This window comes from Moorena sp. SIO2C4 (genome assembly GCF_010672485.1).
Lineage (GTDB): Bacteria > Cyanobacteriota > Cyanobacteriia > Cyanobacteriales > Coleofasciculaceae > Moorena > Moorena producens.
The window spans coordinates 10,374-32,524 of the sequence record NZ_JAAHGN010000022.1 but is presented as its reverse complement, the minus strand read 5'-3'; the positions used below and the strand labels follow the sequence as shown (position 1 = coordinate 32,524).

At 41.2% G+C, this 22,151-nt stretch carries 16 protein-coding genes and 1 pseudogene; 14 read left to right on the top strand and 3 right to left on the bottom strand.

Annotated features, from left to right (window positions below; translation table 11 throughout):
• Positions 1-1,855 precede the first annotated feature (1,855 nt).
• The 6 genes from F6K20_RS02625 (at position 1,856) to F6K20_RS02600 (ending at position 7,997) form a co-directional block, all read left to right on the top strand.
• Entirely contained in the window at positions 1,856-2,224 is a 369-nt protein-coding gene (locus F6K20_RS02625; protein WP_287293598.1) for a hypothetical protein, read from the top strand.
• A gap of 10 nt (positions 2,225-2,234) precedes the next feature.
• Positions 2,235-3,866, top strand: coding sequence for a caspase, EACC1-associated type (locus tag F6K20_RS02620; RefSeq protein ID WP_287293596.1), 1,632 nt, complete (start codon positions 2,235-2,237; stop codon positions 3,864-3,866).
• Between the two features lie 456 nt (positions 3,867-4,322).
• Positions 4,323-5,333, top strand: coding sequence for a hypothetical protein (locus F6K20_RS02615; protein WP_287293594.1), 1,011 nt, complete (start codon positions 4,323-4,325; stop codon positions 5,331-5,333).
• A gap of 41 nt (positions 5,334-5,374) precedes the next feature.
• Positions 5,375-6,055 carry a vWA domain-containing protein gene (locus F6K20_RS02610; RefSeq protein WP_287293593.1) on the top strand — a complete coding sequence of 227 codons (681 nt, stop codon included), beginning with the start codon at positions 5,375-5,377 and terminating at the stop codon, positions 6,053-6,055.
• 128 nt (positions 6,056-6,183) lie between these two features.
• On the top strand, positions 6,184-7,599 hold the full coding sequence (locus tag F6K20_RS02605; protein WP_287293590.1) for a PP2C family serine/threonine-protein phosphatase: 1,416 nt from the start codon (positions 6,184-6,186) through the stop codon (positions 7,597-7,599).
• Positions 7,600-7,700: 101 nt separating this feature from the next.
• Positions 7,701-7,997: a hypothetical protein gene (locus F6K20_RS02600; protein ID WP_287293587.1), complete on the top strand. Its 297-nt coding sequence runs from the start codon at positions 7,701-7,703 to the stop codon at positions 7,995-7,997.
• A 1,095-nt stretch (positions 7,998-9,092) separates the two neighbouring features.
• On the opposite strand, the gene F6K20_RS02595 is transcribed toward F6K20_RS02600, so the two are convergent.
• The gene (locus F6K20_RS02595; RefSeq protein ID WP_287293585.1) at positions 9,093-9,779 is read right to left on the bottom strand and encodes a hypothetical protein; all 687 of its coding nucleotides are present in this window, start codon (positions 9,777-9,779) and stop codon (positions 9,093-9,095) included.
• A gap of 630 nt (positions 9,780-10,409) precedes the next feature.
• Between F6K20_RS02595 and F6K20_RS02590 the strand changes: the two genes are divergently transcribed.
• Both F6K20_RS02590 and F6K20_RS02585 read left to right on the top strand, forming a co-directional pair.
• Positions 10,410-11,378, top strand: a complete 969-nt coding sequence (locus F6K20_RS02590; protein WP_287293582.1) for a carbohydrate kinase family protein — start codon at positions 10,410-10,412, stop codon at positions 11,376-11,378.
• Between the two features lie 112 nt (positions 11,379-11,490).
• Positions 11,491-11,613 carry a hypothetical protein gene (locus tag F6K20_RS02585; RefSeq protein WP_287266721.1) on the top strand — a complete coding sequence of 41 codons (123 nt, stop codon included), beginning with the start codon at positions 11,491-11,493 and terminating at the stop codon, positions 11,611-11,613.
• Here the strand turns inward: F6K20_RS02585 and F6K20_RS02580 are convergent.
• Positions 11,592-12,830 (bottom strand): hypothetical protein, encoded by a 1,239-nt coding sequence (locus tag F6K20_RS02580; RefSeq protein ID WP_287293579.1) that lies wholly within the window; start codon positions 12,828-12,830, stop codon positions 11,592-11,594. The two genes, F6K20_RS02585 and F6K20_RS02580, sit on opposite strands and share 22 nt — an antisense overlap.
• A 95-nt stretch (positions 12,831-12,925) precedes the next feature.
• Between F6K20_RS02580 and F6K20_RS02575 the strand changes: the two genes are divergently transcribed.
• Complete coding sequence (locus F6K20_RS02575; protein ID WP_008187535.1) at positions 12,926-13,225, top strand: adenylate cyclase; 300 nt, start codon at positions 12,926-12,928, stop codon at positions 13,223-13,225.
• 188 nt (positions 13,226-13,413) lie between these two features.
• On the opposite strand, the gene F6K20_RS02570 is transcribed toward F6K20_RS02575, so the two are convergent.
• Entirely contained in the window at positions 13,414-14,904 is a 1,491-nt protein-coding gene (locus F6K20_RS02570; protein WP_287266723.1) for a mechanosensitive ion channel domain-containing protein, read from the bottom strand.
• Between the two features lie 836 nt (positions 14,905-15,740).
• On the opposite strand from F6K20_RS02570, the gene F6K20_RS02565 reads away from it, so the two are divergent.
• From F6K20_RS02565 to F6K20_RS02545, 5 genes and pseudogenes are all read left to right on the top strand, one after another.
• Complete coding sequence (locus F6K20_RS02565; RefSeq protein ID WP_044494127.1) at positions 15,741-16,214, top strand: chemotaxis protein CheW; 474 nt, start codon at positions 15,741-15,743, stop codon at positions 16,212-16,214.
• Positions 16,215-16,409: 195 nt separating this feature from the next.
• Positions 16,410-17,679 (top strand): annotated as a pseudogene (gene iscB, locus F6K20_RS02560) (RNA-guided endonuclease IscB).
• A 246-nt stretch (positions 17,680-17,925) separates the two neighbouring features.
• Positions 17,926-19,269, top strand: a complete 1,344-nt coding sequence (locus F6K20_RS02555) for a CheR family methyltransferase (protein WP_287266728.1) — start codon at positions 17,926-17,928, stop codon at positions 19,267-19,269.
• 26 nt (positions 19,270-19,295) lie between these two features.
• Complete coding sequence (locus tag F6K20_RS02550; protein ID WP_287293577.1) at positions 19,296-20,969, top strand: methyl-accepting chemotaxis protein; 1,674 nt, start codon at positions 19,296-19,298, stop codon at positions 20,967-20,969.
• Positions 20,970-21,221: 252 nt separating this feature from the next.
• The coding region (locus tag F6K20_RS02545) for a HAMP domain-containing protein (RefSeq protein WP_287293574.1) at positions 21,222-22,151 on the top strand (930 nt) is incomplete at its 3' end.

The following is a 22,151-nucleotide window of genomic DNA, read 5'->3' as shown; positions in this document are numbered from 1 at the left end:
GGGCACACCGGAACTTATATCAACGCTCGGGGAGACTCGACCTCTACTCTTCCTGGTTCCGACCTGGTTGAGCAAGTTGGCTCGCTGAACCGAGAATCCCCCGATTTCTAATCGTGGGGAGTGTCAACATGTTACGATCTTGTTACATTTCGGTTCACTTTTTCAGCGATCGCAGCCCTTTCGCACAAAAACAGCTGCGGTCGCTTATCGTATTCATTCTACCCTAGTTGTAGCCGGACGACAACCGCTATAAACCTTTATTATCAGTAGCTTCAGGGATTTCGTCGGCCAATTGTGAATCTACTAATACGTGTATCATTTTGTTCCGCCCCCGCACTGTTAAAGCCCCTCTAGGCAACGCTTTTCGTTTGTAGGCTTATAGGCGCGATCGCAGTCACTTCTACAAACCTATAATGTGTGAAGCAGCAGCAGCACCGAACCAATCTGCCACTTTAAGAAGGATAGGCTTAGCTTTGTCCCAGAGAGTTTTACCTGCATCAAGTTTTCTACTAGCTGTGAAACTATTGCTTAAAACTATTGCGTTTATAGGCGAACTGAAATACCGATAATCCCCCTTCAAGGCACTTCACCATTACTTGGTCATAAAGACGCTTGAGCGAACCCTATACTCAGTCTTGAACACACTTCCAATGACTGTCGAGAAGAATGCCCGGAATAGGGTTGGATTAGGGCATCGCACATAACAGTAGTGAACCCTGTCCTTATGAGGTTAAGCACCATGGGAATAAAGAACACATAGAAGCTGGGCTAATTCACCTCAGAACATCCAGTCACTGAATGCAGTAATTAACTTCACCAGTTTATGTGATTTATATCACGACTTTATCTAACTAAATCAAGAATAATGATTAGTGAAAGTTATAAGATTAGTCAGCTAAACACTATAACTCATAATCTCAGGGTAAAGTATCTTATTATACCAAATCCTGTTCCCACACCCCCCTTATCTGCATAGCCATAGATTCTTGGCATACAAAGATTTGGTCAATTTTTATAAAGGGGTTTTGACAAACGGATTTGGTATTACATCACTAAATTGCAAATCGCTGTATTTGGGCTATAGCTTTACTACAAATGCTCTGCATAAGTGAAATGCTCCCTTTTAATTTCGACCTTAACCGATAATCACGGCTAAGTTATGCCACTGAGGGGGTGAAAATTAGCCTGTAAGCTCTGTTTAGCAAGGGTTTCAGTTGGCTTGCCTTTGATAAGATGTCCCCAGCGTAACCCATAGCAATTGAACTTGACCAACGAAAAAATTAGGTTTCTAGACTTGGCCATCGCAAATAGGGGCGTTAATTAACCTGTCAATCGACCCAATCTTTTTTGGAATAGCATGGCTGAAAAGCTTACCCCAAAGCATTTTTAGCCTGGTTGTCACCCCTGAAGGTTATACCATCATAGCGATGCAGAGGTGCGACCCGTGGCGAATTTAATTCGCCTACGGAAAGCGCACCTAAGCAGCCAAAGGGGGTTCCCCCCACTCGCTATTGCATCAAGACAATGACCAACTGCTGAAAAGGTACCCTCAAGGGTACTGCCAAGCCGGGTTAGATCATTCTATAAATGTATTGATTGAAATTTATTACAGTAAAAGGTAAAACCCATGCCTTACAAATACTAGAATCCCCGTGTCTTCCAAGTTCCGATCAAATTGGGAGTAGATCAAAGTGGCAGAACAGATGAACTATTTAGCATCAGAGCAAGCTTAAACCCATGAGGGGGCTATAGCTAATATACAAATGTTCTGCATAAGTGACATGCTCCCGGAGCGGCTCACTTCCAAAGCCTTAAGCTGAGTATTTTTGAAAGAAAACTTATAAGAGTAAGTCCTATGTCAATCGTTCTGGTCAAGTTAACACTTTCGGATAAACTTTTGGAAGATGAAAGACTGCAAGAGGAAACACAATATCTCCTGGAAGATATTAAACAAGAGGTTGAAGTAGAAGATGCACGTCTTGCACCAATAGAAAATCTGGAAAAACACACAAAAAGTTTAGGAGGATTTTTATTGGGGGTGTTGACAGCTGAGGTCAATCTAAAAAATTTCAAGTCTCTGATGAGATTTATGAGTGATCGATTGCGGGGGAAAGTAATTGAATTGAAAGTCACAGCTAATGGTAAAAGTCTAACAGTCAAAGCCAGTAATCAAGCCGAGTTGTTGGCAGCAATAAAAGCTGCGCAGGACTTTATTGGAGAATAAGGAGCTACAGATGGCAAAAAAAATAGCACTGTTAGTTGGAATTAGTAAATATAGATCAGAGCTAAGTCCATTGCCTAGTGCTACCAAAGATGCTAAGGCAATGAAGTTGGTATTGCAAACTCCAAAAATAGGCGGTTTTAATGAAGCAGATGTCACCCTATTATTAAATCCAGATAAGCAACAAATAGCTGAAGCTATTTACCATTTGTTTGCCAACCGCCACCGAGATGATTTAGTCCTATTCTATTTCTCCGGTCATGGTATCAAGGATGAAAAGGGTAATCTTTACTTTGCAACGTCTGATACTCGCAAACAAAAAGGAAAGTTGATACCGCCTACTGCTCTTTCCTCCAATGATGTGCGTACTGAAATGGAAAATAGCTTCTGTAAGCGACAAATAGTGATTCTGGATTGTTGCTTTAGTGGAGCCTTTCCCAAGGGAATGAGAATGAAAGGTGATGAAACTGTGGATCTTGGGCAATTAGGTGGTAGAGGACGAGCTATTCTCACCTCTTCCAATACCCTTGAATATTCTTTTGAACAAGAAGGTTCAGAGCTATCAGTTTATAGCCGTTACTTAGTTGAAGGATTGAAAACAGGAGCGGGTGATTTGGATGGGGATGGTAAAATTTCGGTAGATGAGTTACACGAGTATGCTAAGGAAAAAGTGCTAGAAGTATCTCCTTGCATGACACCGCAATTATACTCTTTTTATTCGGATAAATCTCGTATTTTTTTAGCTCTATCACCCAAAGAAGATATTAGGCTGAAGTATCGCAAAGAAGTTGAAGTAATTGCTCGTGAGGATAATGGAGAGCTTCAGTTTATTAATCGTCAAGCATTAAATCATATCAGAAAAAATCTTGGTTTATCCAACAGACACGCAAAAACAATTGAAGATGAAGTTCTTGAACCTTATCGACTGCGAAAAGAAAAAATAAGTCATTATCGGGAAGTTTTTGAAAAAACCATAAAAAATAATTATCCACTTGATCATAAAACTCGTAAACAATTGAAGCGTTTACAGCAAGCTCTGAGACTCAGGGATGAAGATATAAACTTAATTGAAAAAGCAATTGTACCACAGCAAACTATAACTTCTTCACCGAAGAAATTCCCTGCGACAAAAAGTTCAGAAATTAAGTCCAAAGAAAAATTACCATCAAAAAGCTCAAAACCCAAGATTGATTTACTTACAAAAAAAGGAATTGATTACACTAAGCTCCAATATTTACTAGCAAGAGGGATGTGGCAAGAGGCTGATAAGGAAACAGGCCAAGTAATGTTAAAGGCTGCTGGACAAGAAAGCATCGGTTGGCTTAATGATGAAAATATTGCTAAAATACCCTCTACAGACCTACGTACCATTGATCGTCTTTGGGTAAGTTATAGTGATGGAAGGTTTGGTTTTAGTATTCAAAAGCGTATTTATAACAAACTTGGTAAAAACTATACAAAGTTTGGTGATTACGTTAAATGGAGAAAAGGAGGAAAATGGTTGTATTGGCGAGAACTAAATTTCACAAAAGAAGCACCTGAGGGACATCTACCAAGCGGTACGTCCCCCTTAGGCGCAGTTAATGGGTTAATTTGGGATGGATTTAGGGTTATGACAACTCTTTTTTCCCGCCAAGATTTATAAAGCAAAACTTTTAGATGGAGATTCAAAGGGTGCATCTCATCTTTGTAAAAAAGAAGGGAAGTGCCGTAAGTTTCGGAAGCGTGGGGATTTTAGGCAGAGTGGGTAGTGTAGGCAGTGTGGTAATTTTATTAGAATTTTTGTCTAATTGCAAAAGTGAGATGCACCCGATTCAAATGCCTCATTTAGCTGGAAAGTGTGACTGCGGTAGAGATATTCATTTCCATAAAAGTGCAACACTAGGATATCGGTGGGAATGTCCTAAATATCGTCATCATCTAGTCCTGGTTGCAGTAAAATTATTGGTTTTGTTATAATAGCTATAATTTTATATATCATTTTTACTCTGATTACTTAGAAATTAAATATGTGAAATGTACCTTAGAAATTTAGGGTAATAATTATAACAATTTTCTTGAAGTTAAATATCTTGACCAAGTCGTTAATGTGATTTTAAAAATGTCAAATTCTATTGTTTATGATGCGAATAGACAGCCGAGAAAACTAGGTACACAGATTGGCAGTGGTGGACAGGGTAACGTCTTTATTCTTCATGAAAATCCTAACATCGTGGTTAAAGTTTTTGCTCCAAATAAGCTCCAAAAAGAAGGAAAAGAGTTGAGAGAAAAAATAACTACTCAAATAAAAATGTCGGATCTTATTAAAGAGCCTTATTTAACTTGGCCACAAATAGAAGTTTTTGATCACCAAGGTAAGTGGGTTGGGTATGCGATGAAAAGAGCTCAGGGAGAACCTTTGAGTAAACTTGCACATGCAATGCTCTATCCTAAAAGCTTCCCTAGTATTGATAGAACTGGCATAGTTAAAATATTGCTTAATTTTTTGAAAACTACTAAAAAGCTTCATGAGAGAGGAATTTATATTGGGGATGTTAATTTGGGAAATGTACTAGCAGATCCTAAAACTTATAAGACATATCTGATTGATACTGATAGCTATCAGGTAACTAGTAGGTCAAAGATATTCCGGTGTCCAGTTGGAAGACCTGAAATGACACCAATTGAGCATCATGGCCAGGACTTTTCAAGTGTGACTAGAACTGTTGAGAGTGACTTGTTCTCAATAGCTATTTTGATGTTTCAATGTTTTATGCTAGGTTTACATCCTTACAGTCAGATAGGAGGTGGAAACCCTATTGAAAATTTGAGGAAGGGTAATTTTCCATATGGAAAAGGTAATCCTGCCCCAGGTCAAGAAGGTGCATTACCATCTGGCCCTTGGTATACCATCTGGAGCCATCTAACGTTTAACGTTAAAAGTCTTTTTATCCGAACTTTAAAAAATGGTGTAAATGATCCTTCTAATCGAGCATCTATTACAGAGTGGGAAAGAGTACTAAAAAGGTACTATTGGGCAATGGATGAAGGCCACAACACTAAAGAAATACGTCCCTCTCATCCTAAGTATAGCCAAGATAAAAGTAGTCAGTCTAGATCTTCATCGAACTAATAGTTAACCCAAAAACACAGTGTAAAAACAAGGAGTATGAAATGGCCGCTAACAACTATAACTATGACCTGATTGAAAATCCATCAGCGCGTTGCGCATGTATGTTGCTGTTAGATGTTAGCTACAGTATGCACGGTGACCCGATTGAACAGTTAAACAAAGGTGTTAACCAGTTTATTGAAGAAGTTTGCCTAGATGACTTTGCCTGTTTTGCTGTGGAACTAGGAGTTATCACGTTTGGGACTACCGTAACTGAACTTATTCCAATTCAATCTATTTCTAAAGTGAATACACCTGTATTCACAGCTAGTGGTGCAACATCTATGGGCTCTGCAATCCTCAGAGCTATTAAAGTCTTAGAGGCTCGAAAACAAGAGTACAAAGCAAATGGTGTTCCATATTACCAACCCTGGATCGTAATCATGACTGATGGTGAACCCACTGATGACATGGTTTATCCACAAGCAGCGAATCAACTGAGGCGACTGGGTGAAAGCGACAAGTTTTTAGTCTTTGGTATTGGTATTGGAGATCATTGCAATTTGAGAAAACTTGCACTGGCTTGTCCATCCAACCGTCCACCCAAAAGGCTTGATGGATATAGATTCCGGGACTTCTTCAAATGGCTTTCCGCCAGCATGGCACAAGTTAGCCTTTCCACTCCAGGTGTTGATTACATTGATGTACCTTCGACAAGAGGTTGGGAAAATATTCAAATATAAATATCGTATAAACTGAACAAGCAAACGAGCAACACCATTTTTTACAATTATCAAGTCCTATGTTTCATTGCTCTAACTGCTTCATCTCTAGGATCATTACTCAAATTTTAGATTCATGGCAAATAGTTATGAACAAAAGTAAAAGCAAATCTAAATCTATTCCGTTTAATGACGAAGAGTTTAGTAGTTTATTACATAAACATTCGTCTAACTTAATTGCTGCCCAAGCAATAACATCCTCAAATACTGCAAGAACTAGAAAGTCTTTTGGGCATTACTACTACATCAGCTTGGATGATTTGATCGAATTCCAGGAACAGTTAGAACATAAAGATGCCCTGAATGAACTTATCGATGACATAGAAATTCACCGTGATTTTATTAAAGAACAAAAGCATGATGAAATCAAATCGCCTTTAAATAAATATTTTGAAATTAATATTAAGGAGATCAAGTCTGAAGGCTATCAAGGATATATGGCAGTAGAAGATTTGGCTAATGAAGATAATAATGAAGAATCTGATGACAAAAATACTTCAGACGATGAGCTCGAACTTTACGCAAGGGAGACAGAGAATGTTGAAAACTCGAACGAGGATGAAAATCTAGAAGAAACTGTAGCCTCAGAATCTAGTTCTATGGCTTTGAGTATTCAGGAAGAGACAGAAGAATTGAGTGAAGAAGATCAAAGTGACGAGTTAGACTCTAAGGCTGCTGCTAAGGAAATAAGCAAAGTTTCCGATTCATCGGAAACGTCTACAGATGCTGAGCTGGTTAATTGGAAGAAAGTTTATGGCAAAGCAGTCGGACGTTCACACCTTAAAGATGATCCTCCTACCCCTTGTCAAGATGCTGCTATAGCTGTGCTCGATCCAAGACCAGCCATTTTGGTTGCTGATGGTGCTGGTAGCGCACCTAATTCACATCTCGGCTCCCAAGAAGTCACCAAGCATTTACGCGCAGCTATAAAATCTAAAAATATAGAGGCTATTCAAAGGAAATTACTCGATCAAGAGGAATTTACGGAATCTGATGATACAGTAAACTATGCTCATGGATTTATCAAAGAAGCTATTTCATCTTTAAAGAAACTTTCGCAGGAAGAAGGGTATCCAATAGATTCATTAAAATGTACATTGCTTGTTGCTGTATTAGGCAAACAACGGTTGTTTTGGTTAAAAGTTGGAGATGGATTTATCGTTATAGAAAAGAACCAATCACTCCAATTAGTTGGTCCTATTGGGAAAGGCGAATTTGAAAATAGAACTAATTTTGTTACCGAAAATATCAGAAGTAAAAATATCCACTACGGCTTTGTAACTAGTCGTAATATAACTGGAGTAGCTGCGTTTACAGACGGCACAGCTGAGAAGTTAGTGAGTACAGATGGAAAGAAGATCGCAGGTGCGATTAGTGATTTTTTCAATGAAATTCGAGAAGATAAATTAACTAACGATAAGCTAACTCAATTCCTAGAAGATCCTCAAGTTTGGGCAACGCCTTGGGGTAATGACGATAGAAGCCTTGCTCTACTATCAAAATAGAAAGGGGGTGTGCACAAATAAAAGTTCTACCATAAGCCGATTTTAGTCACCATCCTCCAACCATGCAATCGGGACTAGAACTGTTGAACTAAGTCGGATAGGTGACTGTCAGATTTAGTTCAACAGCATTATCCCTAATTGGTCGCCCTAGTGAAATTGTGGATGAAGAATTGCTCAAACGGATTTTAGAGGTTTTTCCTCTCCTTTTTCCACTATTGGGTATTGATGATAAAGCGAAATTTTGCGAAATGCTAGTTCATCGGAATTCAATATGTTGTGTGCATGGTTATCCACAACATTACTTGCACCTGTATGATATCGTTATGCTTGCAGATATCCTTCGCTGTTATATTAGCGATGTGGTTGCAAATGTTATTTCTATTAAATTGACAAAATGATGTAAAATATCATATTAGCTGCAAAAAAACGATGAAGACCAATTCATTTGTCGAGATTGGGTTTTCATCATTTTTTAGTTTTGGTTCTTCAGTACCTACTATGCTAAATTTATAGTTAAAAAACACCGAAACCTTTACTATACAAGGGTTATGAGGCTATTTAACAATAAAATTTTCTGAATACTGCCTCTTCCTCCTGCTCCCTGCTCCCTGCTCCCTGCTCCCTTTGGCAAAGTGTTAATTTAGCATAACAAGTACGGAAGAGCCTTAGTTTTTCAATTTACTGACATTTTGCTGGATAAGGGTTGTAATTCGGATTAGGCGTAATGTTAGAGGAAGTGACTTTATATTTCACCTAAGGTTTTTGTATAAGTCCTGTAAAAGGTGTAGCTACTATCTACAACACCCTTTGCTCTGAGACCACTTTGTCTGCTATATCAGAAAACAACCTTAGGGCAACAGCCCGAATGAGTAATGCGATTACATCTAGCTTGGATGACTCAAGACGCTTTCCCAAAATTAGCCCATCGACACTACTTCTACTTACAGAACTCGACTCTGTTCCGTTGACATAATTCCGACAGCGGAACTACTTCCTATTACGGTCAGTCTTTAACTTCCTGTTATTTTTACCGACAAAATAAAAAATAACAAAAAGTTAATTTCAAAGGGAATTAGAAGCAAAAAAGAAATACCAATAAATCCGATTAACGGAATTAAGACGTCAAATCATTATCTGTTTTCCTACTGTTAGGAAATAACGAAAAGATAACGACACTTAATATTAGTTGGGCTTTATTTGTTCTTGTGTTGGAAGTGGGTAGGTCGTCCGTTGGGACTACAGCCTGAAAGTGGAACTAGGTTAAGCGACCGATTGGTCGCTGTCTGTCGTTGGTACTGGGTAGGTGACTCGGTTGGGTCACCTACCCATCATTGGAACTCAGGAAGTAGTCGGGGTTAGCCACTACCTTTGTTGGGTTTTATGTAGCCTTGTTGGGACTGGGTGGTAAGGTTTTTTCCTTACCGCGATCGCTGTACCAATGACTTGCCCCAGCGACTGCCGGGGTGTGGAGTGCAATGGTAGGATGTGATTGATTAAATGTAGTTCTGCGGGGAATAGGGATTGATTCCATGTTCTCGCAGTATTCGTAATAGGCGAGCATTTTCTGCCTCTAGATGGTCTGGTTCAGCCATGCCTTCACAGAGGTCTTCCAATTGCTGATTTAGTTCCTGGTTGATATACTGCCAGCATTCGCTATTGTTTCTTAGATCGGTGTTCTCAGCTTCTAAGAAACTTACGTATTCAGAAAGCTTTTCATTTCTTTCGGTGATTGTAGTCGTATCACCGAAAGCTTCACGAATCCTTTCCTCTAATGCATCTATGATCAATCCGTTAGTCAATGCAAAAGCCCTTTTGTTGCCTTTGTTTCCACGACTATGCCAGTAAAGCCCAACTATGACCGGAGGCCATCCACTGATACGAGTCTGCCCTTTTAGTTGCTCTGGGTTTAAAACCTCAAAAGTGCCGGGCGTAAAACCCTTGCCCCATATATCTTTGAAGGCTTTTGAGCGCAAAAAACGCCGGGCGTAAGATTCATCTTCTCCGATGGTTTCAGCAGAACCAGTCTGAGACATCAAGTAATCTCCAGACTCCGTCTTGAAACCATCAGCCTTAATGTCCCCAATGTAGAAAGGACAGTGAGTTACGTATTGCTTATTTTCCATGGTTAGAATGAATATGACATTGAACTGGAGTAATCCTCCACTTAGCGATCGCACCATTGACGGGGAATGCGATCGCTTATTAATAAGTATACCTATTTTATCGTCATCGGCAAATATGGCTTTTGTTATCTTTGTCGCCTCAAAAAGTTAACAAGAGACGACAGGAAAATCAATGATCACTGCAAGCCAGTAATGTATAGTGCCCCGCCTACGGCCAATCGCTTTTAGCTGTTCCGTTCATAAAAACGCTGAATTAATCGATTTTTATCGTCTTTATTTACGAGTACAAATAGCGTACTTTGCCCAACGAACGAATCACACCTTACCATTGCAGTCAGTCTTTAACTTCCTGTTATTTTTATCGACAAAATCACAAACAATAAAAAGTGAATTTCAAAGGGAATTAGAGGTAAAAATTAAATACCAATAACTCTGATTGCTGCCATTTCAACTAATAGAACTACTTCCCACCAGAGTTAAAACTATTGCTTAAAACTATTGCGGATATAGATAATTTAAAATACCAATAAGTCCGATTATGTTAATTAGTCAGTAGATAATAATAAAGCTACAGTATAATTTGATGTCAGTTTGGGTGAAATACTTGCGCGCCACTTCCTTGTGAGAAGATGGGCGAGACTGCCCGAATCACCGTTCAATTACGTTTGGTAGGTAAGGAATAGCCTCATGACAAGTCCCCAGGTGATCTGTGCTGGTGAAATGTTGTTTGACCGTTTGTCTAATCAGCCAGGAAAACCCCTAGAACAGGTGGAGTCTTGGACAGACTATCCCGGTGGCGCACCAGCGAATACTGCTTGTGCTTTAGTAAAGCTGGGTATACCCACTGCATTTATCGGTTGTATTGGTCAAGATCAGCCAGGAGACACACTGGTAGAGTTGTTAAAGGACGTTGGTGTCGATGGCACGGGAGTACAGCGTCATGGTACAGCTCCCACACGGATCGTCTATGTGGTGCGAGATGCGTCAGGCGATCGCAGTTTTGCTGGATTTGGTGATATCGACACCACAGAATTCGCTGATACACGACTTCAAGCCGATCACTTGCCTACTGAACTATTTAAGGAAGCTAAGTTTTTGGTATTGGGGACTCTGGAATTAGCCTATCCCGACAGTAAGGCAGCAATTAACCAAGCAGTTAAGTTAGCACAACAACACCAGGTCTCTATATTTATAGATGTGAACTGGCGACCGGTCTTTTGGAATGATGCCAACACAGCCATTGAAATTATTCAAGACATGATCCAGCAAGCAGACTTCCTGAAACTGACTGATGAGGAGGGAGAGTTTTTGTTTGGCACTGCTGATCCAAAAGCGATCGCACAACGGCTGGATAAGGTCAAAGGGGTATTAGTCACAGCCGGGGAACGAGGCTGCGCCTACTATCTGGGAGGAAACGAAGGGAAGTTACCAGCATTTTCTGTAGCAGTGCAGGATACAACCGGTGCCGGAGATGGCTTTACTGGTGGCATTATTTATCAACTTTGCCACCGTGACCGGTCTAGTCTGAGTGATCCAACCGTTGCCAAAGATGTGGTTACCTATGCCAGTGCAGTAGGCGCACTGACCACTCTCAAGCCTGGTGCGATCGCAGCTCAACCTACATTAGCTGAGGTGGAAGCATTTCTCTCTAGTTAGGGCTTGCTGAAAAAGTTTTGGTGAGGAGAGGCAATAGGCAATAGGCAATAGGCAATAGGTAAAAAATTATGTGTACCTCATAGCTATGATAAAAGCTCGCTATAGTTAGTTTTTGTACACTGAAGTTACCCTCTCCACACTTGCCACACTCTTCACCCGACTCCCGACTCCCGACTCCCGACTCCCGACTCCCGACTCCCGACTCCCTACTCCCTACTTCCTAAAACATGGATAATTCCAACTACTATTCCAACTACTATAGTTACCTTGGGCAGGATAAGGAACTAACTCCACAATGCCCTGCTGATTAATTATCCATCCTTGGGCTTCAATGATAGGTGATTTCTTTTTAGTCATTGGTTGTGCCTGATCTGGGCTGTTATACCCTAATTTCCTTCTCCTCCAACTCCGGCTTCTTCTCCTATTGCTTAATTGTGTACTGCTTTGATCAACCATCAGCCGCAAATCCGGTACCACCACTTGACCCCGCAACACCCCAGCTGGGTTAGCGGGGATTCCTCCTTTTCCGGTAACTAAAAAACTATTGCCGCTGTTTGCTGCACAATCGGTGATGATTTGATTGCTGGTATCTACTACATCTACAGGTAGCTTGTCTAAGGCTTGGGCGGGGTTAACCTCTGGAGTATTGAGAGTAACGCTGCCATCAATACCAAGTTGGGAAGAAGCGGTAATCTTACTAGTGCGATCGCTAAAAATTCCAATGGCCGAAATCGTGATATTTCCCCCACGTCCTAAAATAGCATTGGCACTGATTTTACTACCCTTTGATGTCAGTAAAAAATCAGTAGTAATAGTGATATTGCCACCAGTAGCAGTATCCCTGGCATTAGTCGTTATCTCACTGTTGTTGCGTAAGAAAATTAGTTTGGCATTAGAGAGGGTAATATTCCCTTGGTCTCCAGCAGAGGTTTCAGCATTGAGGAAACCATTGTCGAGTTGGATGGTATCAGCAGAGATGTTCAAGGTTCCAGCAACACCGGTACCTTTACTGCTCACTGTTACCAATGCGCGTCCGCTAGCGCTAAATGTCTTGGTATTCAGGTTAAGAGAACCCGCTTTGCCTGTTTGGGTTGCCTGAGATGCGATCGCACTAGCTGGCCCATCTGGGTCAATCCTGTTTCGTCCAACTCTCGCTAATCGCTTGTTGTAGGTAGGGTCAATACCAGAGAGAGTGATGTTTTCAGAAGCATTGATAGTAATATAGCAGTCGCCAGGGCAGTTAGGACATGACAAAAGTCTCACACCCTTTGTAAGCGCAAGAGTTTGACTTCTGACAAATGACTTCTGACTTTTGACTTCTGCTATACTACCGGCATCACCACCCTTGAAGCTAGAGGTAAAAATCTGAGCACCATTGGTTAATGCTAGGGTGTCCACATCTAAGCTAATTTCACCAGCTGAAGCATCACTCTGACTTTTAGCAGTGATCACTGCCCCATTATCCAGACTGAGGGTCGGAGTTTGAATGAAAATTTCACCACCAACCTAAACAGTCCTATCGGGAATTATAAAAACAACATAAACTCTTGCGAGAAGCTCACCAGCAATTAGAAAAAACCAATACGTCCTATAGCCGATTTGTTCCCTTTGAATATCTTAACTTTCTTAAAAAAGAAACTATTCTTGATGTAGAGCTGGGGAATCACGTCAGTAAAGAAATGGCGATCATGTTCTCAGATATTCGCTCTTTCACTACCCTTTCAGAAACCATGAACCCCAAGGAAAACTTCGACTTTGTTAATGCTTACCTCAAGGGTGTTATAGCGGTTTTTAATCTAGTAAGGTACAATTTTTTTGGTTTTAGGGAGCAGGGACTGAGGCCGTAGGCCACGCGGGGCGCGTTCGGAGCAGGGACTTCGGAAGAGGGAACAGGGAACAGGGAACAGGGAACAGGGAAGAGGTAAAAAAATATGTGTACCTCATGAGGATAAAAAGCGCTATATAATTTTTTCTGCAAAAGCTAGATGCACCCAAACTTGGAAACCCAGCTGTAAAATCAATTCCAACAACCCTGTCAAATCCCAAAGAGCGATTGAAGGCGTTGGCGAATCTGATTGGTACCAGTCTGTTTTTCCTGTGTTCCACCTACCTTTATTCCTAATTGCTCTAGGGTCTCCTTACGTGTGAATAATTCTTCGGAAATTTGGTCAGCTAAATCTTTGTGCTTTGCTAAAAGACTCTTTAAATTTTCCCGGTCTACCACAAACAGAATCGTGTCTTCTAGGGCGCGAAGGGTAGCCGTACGGGGGGTACCCAGAAGCAAAGACATCTCTCCAATAAATTCCCCTGGCTTGCGGGTGGCAACCCGTTTTCCGATCGATTCCACAAAAACTTCAACTAAGCCAGATAGAATAATATAAAATGAATCCCCTGGGTCGTTTTCTTCACAGATTATATCCCCTGCTTTGAGCATTTGACGATATCCTTGCTGAATTATATGTCGTAGATCGCTATCGCTACACTTTTCAAAGTAACTCACCTTCCGCAAGAGATCTCGCAGGGTCAATTTTCCTCTAGAGTTTGCTTTTACTTTGTTTTTTTTGGCAGCGGGTACAGCTTTGTTAGAAAGGGATTCTTCCTGAGAATATGAGCCGTTACCAGCACCAGTTTGTTGAGGTTTTTGTAGCAGAAATTCTAAGTCCTTCAGATTTCGGATATACAGGTCTCTCTGAGGCTCGGCGTGCTCGATTCCCTGCTCACGAAGTTGCTCTTCTATCAGATAATACAAACTACTCTGAATTGATTCCATATTTGGGGGATTGTCGATCCATACTAAGAGTTCAAAATCCATGCCGTCTCCAAACCCTTTAAAATATACTTCAGGAGCAGGAGATGGTAAAACTTCTGGTTCTTTGCGAGCCGCTTCTAACAGTACTTCTGTCACGATGACTGGATCGCTTTCATCGGGAACGTCAACAGGAATTCTGAGCCGAGCTCTGGGGTCTTCATAACTCCAGTTAACCACATTGTTTTCCAGGAAACTAGTATTTGGAACAATAACAAACACCCCATCATTGGTGCGGATAGTGGTGGAGCGAATCGAGATTTTTTCTACAGTTCCTGACAGGTCATCAACTTTGACATAGTCTCCCACCTTAATTGGTTTTTCAAACAGAATCGCCAGACCACTGATAAAGTTGGCGGTTAAATTCTGAAGTCCGAAGCCTAAACCAATACCCATTGCCCCTGCAAAAACAGTCAGGGAACTGAGGTTAATCCCAGCCGTTTGCAGAACAATCAAAAATCCTAAGACAGTTAGAACATAGCCGATCAGGGAGGACAATGCTTCGCGAGTCCCACGATCTAACCCGAAGCGAGTTAGCACCCGACGCTTAATCACGTCCTGAAGTTTACGAGATATATATAAGGTAACGATAGCCATCACTATGAGTTGGACTATCATAATCAGAGACAACTCTTGGGTGCCCAGCTGAAACAGCTTGGTGGTAAACACCTTTAAGACGATGTTCCAGACTTTGCTCAGCCATTCAAAAACCAACTTCATAATTCAGTTATTTATTAGTCAATCAAATTGTCAGCTATCAGCTATCAGCTATCAGCTATCAGCTATCAGCTATCAGCTGTTAAGTTTAATATAATTAAAGCACTTAAGAGCTAATTTATAAAGTGATTAATCTTAGGGTGGGCAGTGCCTACCAACGCGCTTTGCAAGCTTCATTATCTGTCTGGTGCACTGCCCACCCTACATGAACCAAGCTGATTGAGAATGGTGCAAGATGTGAGTAAGAGCTAATTTATAAAGTAAATCTTAAGTGCTCAAATCCCTTGACAGATATGGATTTCAGGTAAGAGGGGGCAAACGATGGCGAACTCCTGAAACCATTGCAACGCAATAGTTATAGCCCCTAGAAGCGTGAACTAAGAGTGAAGGTCTTGAATTCTGAGGGTAATTGCGTGTAGAAGGCTAGGGTCGATCTGCTTGCTCCAAGTCCAACGGAAGCATGGGTAGAAAAACTCGCTAATTTGAGGGACATATCCCAGTACAAATGCTTTCTTTGCGCCTAGATCATATTTTGGACACAAGTATAGACACTCTACCTAGGAGCGATACTAAGGTAGATGGGGAAGTATTAGGCTGGTTTAGTTCACATTTTTTTCATAACTTTTTCATAACTTTTTCAGAAATAGCAGATTATTTTCACATTTTGACCATTATTTCACATTTACTTCATAATCTAGTTCAGAAAAGCTAATTAGGGGTTTGAGCACTCAGAAATTTAGAGGCTCAATGATGTTAAATAAAGAAGAAAAGACTATCCCCTATCACTTAAAAACAATACTCTTAGCAAGATCGTTATATAAATTCCCACCAATTAACCGATGTTAATGTTGATTTTTTATGTAGGAAATGACCTTTATGCCCTGGATAGTTCTCAGGTCGTGGAGGTAATTCCCAGAGTCAGCCTCCGAAAAATACACCAAGCTCCTGACTATGTGGCTGGTTTGTTTAACTACCGAGGTGCAATTGTGCCAGTCATCGATCTGTGCCATTTAATTCAAGGTACTCCCAGCCGCTCCCACTTAAGCACGCGGATTATAATGGTCAATTACGTTGCTAAGAATAATACTCATTACTGCTTCGGTTTGATGTCAGAACGAATCACAGAAACCTTAAAGAAACCAGATACTGAGTTGGTCGATGCCGGAGTTCAAATGAATGACGCTCCTTATTTAGGAGAAATGATTATGGATGAAAAAGGCATGATCCAACGAATCCGGCTAGAGTATTTGTTATCGGAGTCCCAACAGATATACTTATTACCTCCTAGCCAAAGCCTAGGCAATTCCCGGTAATCTCCGGGAACTGTCAGCTAGGATGCAGACTAAGGTGCGATTTGTTCCTACGTTGTTTTGGTCATGATACCCGGGAGTGACCTCCAGCTCCCGGCTCTATCGCTAACTATTAAAACAAAGGCAAATGTGTAGTTAGCCCAACAAGCCATTACAACCTTGTCAAGGAAAACATTACCAGTTTTGAGGCATTTAACAATGCAAAATTACGTACTTGTTATTGACACAAACAAACGACCACTAAACCCGATTTCCCCAAAGAAGGCTCGTCGGTTACTAGACAAAGGTAAGGCGGCGGTTTTTAGGATGTATCCCTTCACGATCATATTAAAAACTGCGATCTATAATCCAGTGGTATTACCATGTCACATTAAAATTGATCCTGGTAGCAATACAACTGGATTTGCCTTAGTCCAAAACAATCAGGTGATCTGGGGAATGGAATTAGAGCACAGAGGAGAATTGATCAAGAAAAAACTAGAGTATAGAAAGGCTGTAAGGCGCGGAAGACGTAATCGTCACACCCGTTACAGAAAACCAAGATTCCTTAACCGTAGACGAAAAGACGGCTGGCTCCCACCTAGTTTAGAACACAGGATTTTGACTATTCATACTTGGGTAAAACGATTGATAAAATTTTGCCCGGTCAATGAGATTTGGGTCGAAAGAGTTAAGTTTGACACTCAAAAAATGCCAAACCCTGAAATTAATGGCATTCAGTACCAGCAAGGAGAGCTAGCTGGCTATGAAGTTAGAGAGTACTTGCTAGAGAAATGGGGAAGAGAATGCACCTATTGTGGCAAGCAGTCCATCCCGTTACAAATTGAACATATTCACCCAAAATCTAAAGGGGGAAGTAATTCGGCAAAGCCGACGCTACGCGAACGAGTAAGTAATCTCTGCTTAGCCTGTGAAAAATGTAATCAACGGAAAGGTAATAAATCTATAGAAGATTTTCTGAAAAAGAAACCAAATTTACTTCAGAAAATCAAAACTAAAGCCAAGCAACCATTACCGGATGCAGCAGCGGTGAATACGACTCGCAACAAGTTAGTGAAGGTACTTCGATCAATCAAGCTTGTGGTCACAGGAACGGGAGCGCAAACCAAATACAACCGGACGAAACTAGGACTGCCTAAGCAGCACTGGATTGATGCCGCTTGTGTTGGGGATATTGAGACCTTGGTCTTGAGAACCTCTCAACCCCTGTTAGTCACTTGCAAGGGACCCGGAGGAAGACAGAAAGCAGCACTTAACAAATACGGTTACCCCATCAGACACAACCCATTGAAACCAATCAAAGGCGCTTGTTACTGGGGACATAGCCAAGCATAAAAAACTAGGAATAGGCAAAGTTACCCCTAGAAGCAAAGGAAGCTTTGGATTCACCCCGCTAGGAACCAAGGGCTACAAAAGTTGCAAATCTCAAGATATATCAGCAATACACCGAAAAGATGGATACACTTAGGGACTTGCATGTAAAAAAAATACCAATTAAAGTAGGGTGGGCAAAGTTATCTTATCTATAAGACTCATTTGAACCAAAATGTTTTTGCCCACCCTACAAGCTAAAATCTGGTATTTTATTTTTTGGCTACTCCCTTACAGGTTTTGCTAGTACATGCCGGATTTTACCAGGAAATAATAGTCCTAGGCATGACTGGAGCAGAAAATCAAAAACTACCAACTAACTAACAACTAAGAACTAATAGTAATGATTCAGGCGACTATCGAGGCTTTGCTGAGAAAGAAAATCGGTTTGGATGGCAGTACTATTGGGTCTAGACAGATTGCTAGAGCGATAGAAACCAGAAGATTGGCTTGTGGCTTACCGGATCAGCAAACGTATCTGCAGCAACTGCAAACCTCACCTCAAGAACTCGAAGCACTGATTGAAACGGTCGTTGTCCTAGAGACTTGGTTTTTCCGGGACAGAAAACCCTTTGCGTTTCTGAGTCGTTACGTCATATCTGAGTGGTTGCCCAAACCCAACCACCCCATCCTGCGGGTGTTAAGTATACCCTGTTCTACTGGAGAAGAACCTTACTCCATTGCTATGACCTTGCTGGATGCGGGTTTGACTCCTAATCAGTTTCGGGTCGATGCCATTGATATCAACAAGGAAGCATTGCGCAAAGCTCGACGTGCTCTCTACAGCAGGAATTCCTTTCGGGGCAACCAGCTACAGCAACGAAAACGCTATTTTAAGCAAACAGCAGATGTTTATGAATTATGTCAGTTGGTGCGGAATACGGTTAATTTCAAGCATGGTAACATCCTAGAGCCCTTGGGCAAGCCTCAGAGCAACTATGACATTATATTCTGCCGCAATTTATTGATTTATTTAGATAAATCTGCCCGCTTCCGTGCTATAGAACTCTTAGATCGCTTATTAATGCCTAAAGGTTTGCTGTTTGTGGGGTCTGCTGAAACAGGAGTAATAACTACCAATCGATTTGTGTCCGTTCGCTATCCCTTTGCTTTTGCCTATCAGAAGGTGAAACATCTTGGAGAAGGCCAGACCAGGGACTCTCAACAGGGGCGCAGGAGAAATTGGGAAACCTCATCGTCACTCCCGACTCATAAGTCCCCAGTGACGCTGATCCATTCTCTGTATCCAATACAGGAAAAGCACAAGGGGCAAAACCAGGAAGACCAAACAACATCATCTTCCCCTTCTGCCCTGGTTAATCGACAGTCTAAAGCAATCAAACAGTCCTGTTTACAAAGGGAGCTTGAAAAGGGACAAGAATCCTTGCTTGAAAAAGCCAGGAGATTAGCCAATCAAGGAAGTTTGGAGCAAGCGGCTACACTGTGCCAAACTTACCTAAGTCAAAATTTGACTAGTGCTGAGGCTTATGTATTACTCGGAGAAGTCCATCAGGGCTTGGGCAATGACGAGCAGGCTGAGCAATGCTTCCAGAAAGCGGTTTACCTGAAACCGAATTCCTACGAAGCACTCTTTCATCTGGCTTTACTTCAAGAAAATCGTGGGGAGCTGGCTAAAGCTACAGTAATCCGACAGCGAATTAAACGACTACAAAACCTGAAGAGTTAATAGCAACGGGGGCTATCTGGAATTAAATGAAAATTGCAACTAAACTACTAGGTCTACTAATCTTCTCTGGTTTGACCATACTTTTAGGGGGGGGAATTAGCTGGATAGGACTGTCAAAGTTAGCGAATGAAATCGGTAAGATAGCTGAAGAGGATCTCCCCCTAATCCAGCACATGACGGAAATGCAAGAAAGTCAACTTGCTCAGGGGGTTAATTTTGAACGGGCGTTTCGATTTAATTACCGATATACAGAAAGCGCCAGTGCCAGAAACATTTTTACTCAAGCGAGAGCGGAGTTCAACCGACGGGATGGATTAGTGCATGACGCTCTTATAAAAGTTGATAACATCGTCAAACGTGAAATCCAAAAAGCGTTAAGTAAAGAGCAAAAAGAAGGCTGGTCAGATTTGAAATCTGAATTAGATTCATATAACACAATGCATGATCGTTATGGTGATCAATCTCAGCAAGCGTTTAGGTTAATTGTTAGCAATCAACCTGAACAAGCTGAATTGGCGGCAGAACGGATGCAAGAGTCCCGAGAAGAACTTAAAGCAGAAATGAGGAGTCTCTTGCGGCAAGCCATTACATTATCTCAAAACTATGCGAATATTGCTAAAGAAGACCAACAACGTACAATCAAAATCGTACTGATTGCTTTCATTTTAATCATTGGGGCTACTCTAGGTTTTGGAATTTTTGTCACCCGCGATATTGTTAATTCCTTAAACAAAGCAGTAGATCTAGCAGAAGAGGTTTCCGCTGGTAATCTGAGTACCAAGGTGGAAATTACCTCAACGGATGAGATTGGACAATTACTGGCATCTCTGAAAAAGATGACTGAAAACCTCAATTCATTGATCTATAAGGTGCAACAGTCTGGGATCCAAATGACTAGCTCCACTACCCAAATTGCTGCCTCTGGTAAGCAATTAGAAGCAACCATGACCGAACAATTAGCCTCCACCAACGAGGTGACAACCACAGCTCAAGAAATTGCCAATACCTCTGGGCAATTAGTGAAAACTATGGAGCAAGTCGCTCAGCTGTCTCAAATTACTGCTGATAGCGCTAGCCATGGTCAACAAGACCTGATGCGTATGGAAAATACCATGCGTCACTTAGCCAATGCTACTAGTTCTATTTCTACCAAACTGGGGGTGATGAATGAAAAAGCCAATAATATCAGTAGCGTTGTCACCACTATTACTAAAGTAGCCGATCAGACTAATTTACTATCCCTCAACGCTGCCATTGAAGCGGAGAAAGCGGGAGAGTATGGGGCTGGATTTGCGGTTGTGGCTCGGGAAATTCGGCGGCTGGCAGACCAAACGGCAGTAGCTACCTTAGAAATTGAGACCATGGTAAAAGAGATGCAATCAGCGGTGTCAACTGGGGTGATGGAAATGGATAAATTTAGCAAAGATGTCAGTACTAGTGTAGAAAATGTCGGCAAGATTAGTGAACAAATTGCTAAAGTAATTGAGCAAGTGCAGAGCCTGACTCCCCAGTTTGAGATGGCAAATAAACGTGTGGAAAACCAATCGGAAAGTGCTCAACAAATCAGCGAGGCGATGGTTCAATTAAGCGAAGCATCACAACAAACGGCTGACTCTCTAAGAGATACGAATAATGCTCTGGAACGATTGGATGATACTGCCCAAGGATTACAAACAGAAGTTTCGGTTTTCCAAGTTTAGAAAAGCCGAGTAGTAGGATCGGAAGCGAGACCCTACAATTATATTTGCTCCGTCATGGCAATCCTAAATTATAGGTTTAAACTATATATCATTGAAACTAGTTTATAAGTAATTAACCGGACTTGATATATTTTTTAGTATGGGCAATGTAAGGAACATGATATAATTCATATGATTTTTTTACGATGGACGAAAATAATTTAGATTTTATAATTTCCAAGTCAACCAGTATAAATTATAGAGTATATCGAGATGTTTACAAAAATTAATCACCGAATTTTTTTAGGCTCTTCAATTCCGATTATTTGTATGATTGGATTAGGAGCAATTGTTTATTCAAGCGCGATGAGAACGTTTGAATTTGAATCTCAAATTGCGACCACTTCTTCAACCCTAGGACAGAGAGGCTGTCCAATAGAAGTCAACCTGATCGCTCATGGGCTTACGAAAATGGTGCGGAGTGTCCGAGCCTATGTTATTTCTCCTGCAGAGGTAAGTTATAAGCAATCCTATCAAGAGGGCTATCAAAATTTTCGTCAATATAGTTCAGCGCTCAAGGAGCAAACTCAAGACACTATACAACGACAACTTTTGGATAATTACATTGCAGAAGGGGAGAAAATACATCAACTATCTCAACAGGTTTTCCGACTTGTAGATTCAGGCAAGATTACCGAAGCTACTGCTTTAGTTAAGTCAATTAATGCTGAAAATGTTGATAATAACAGGGTGCAGATGATCCAACGGGCAGAAGCTCTCATGAGGGAAGGGGTCAGACAATTCCAGGAACAACAGCGCTGGCTAATGAATGTGGTTTTGGTTGGCACTACATTATCGATAATACTGACTATCCTTATGGGTATATGGGTTACTTTGCCCCTACGAAGCAAGATAACTAGATTGCTAGGAGCAACAGAAAGGCTCTCTGCTGGGGATTTAACCCAGGCAATTGAAGTCTCTAAAGATCAAGATGAGATTGGACAAGTACTTGGTGCCTTGCAGACCATGACTGAAAACCTCAATTCATTAATCTATAAGGTGCAACAGTCTGGTATCCAAATGACTAGCTCCACTACCCAAATTGCTGCCTCTGGTAAGCAATTAGAAGCAACCATGACCGAACAATTAGCCTCCACCAACGAGGTGACAACCACAGCTCAAGAAATTGCCAATACCTCTGGG

Coding starts and splice junctions, on each gene's coding strand:
- F6K20_RS02625 (WP_287293598.1), top strand. CDS start 1,856: ATGTCAATCGTTCTGGTCAAGTTAACACTTTCGGATAAACTTTTGGAA.
- F6K20_RS02620 (WP_287293596.1), top strand. CDS start 2,235: ATGGCAAAAAAAATAGCACTGTTAGTTGGAATTAGTAAATATAGATCA.
- F6K20_RS02615 (WP_287293594.1), top strand. CDS start 4,323: ATGTCAAATTCTATTGTTTATGATGCGAATAGACAGCCGAGAAAACTA.
- F6K20_RS02610 (WP_287293593.1), top strand. CDS start 5,375: ATGGCCGCTAACAACTATAACTATGACCTGATTGAAAATCCATCAGCG.
- F6K20_RS02605 (WP_287293590.1), top strand. CDS start 6,184: ATGAACAAAAGTAAAAGCAAATCTAAATCTATTCCGTTTAATGACGAA.
- F6K20_RS02595 (WP_287293585.1), bottom strand. CDS start 9,779: ATGGTGCGATCGCTAAGTGGAGGATTACTCCAGTTCAATGTCATATTC.
- F6K20_RS02590 (WP_287293582.1), top strand. CDS start 10,410: ATGACAAGTCCCCAGGTGATCTGTGCTGGTGAAATGTTGTTTGACCGT.
- F6K20_RS02570 (WP_287266723.1), bottom strand. CDS start 14,904: ATGAAGTTGGTTTTTGAATGGCTGAGCAAAGTCTGGAACATCGTCTTA.
- F6K20_RS02565 (WP_044494127.1), top strand. CDS start 15,741: ATGTTAATGTTGATTTTTTATGTAGGAAATGACCTTTATGCCCTGGAT.
- F6K20_RS02555 (WP_287266728.1), top strand. CDS start 17,926: ATGATTCAGGCGACTATCGAGGCTTTGCTGAGAAAGAAAATCGGTTTG.
- F6K20_RS02550 (WP_287293577.1), top strand. CDS start 19,296: ATGAAAATTGCAACTAAACTACTAGGTCTACTAATCTTCTCTGGTTTG.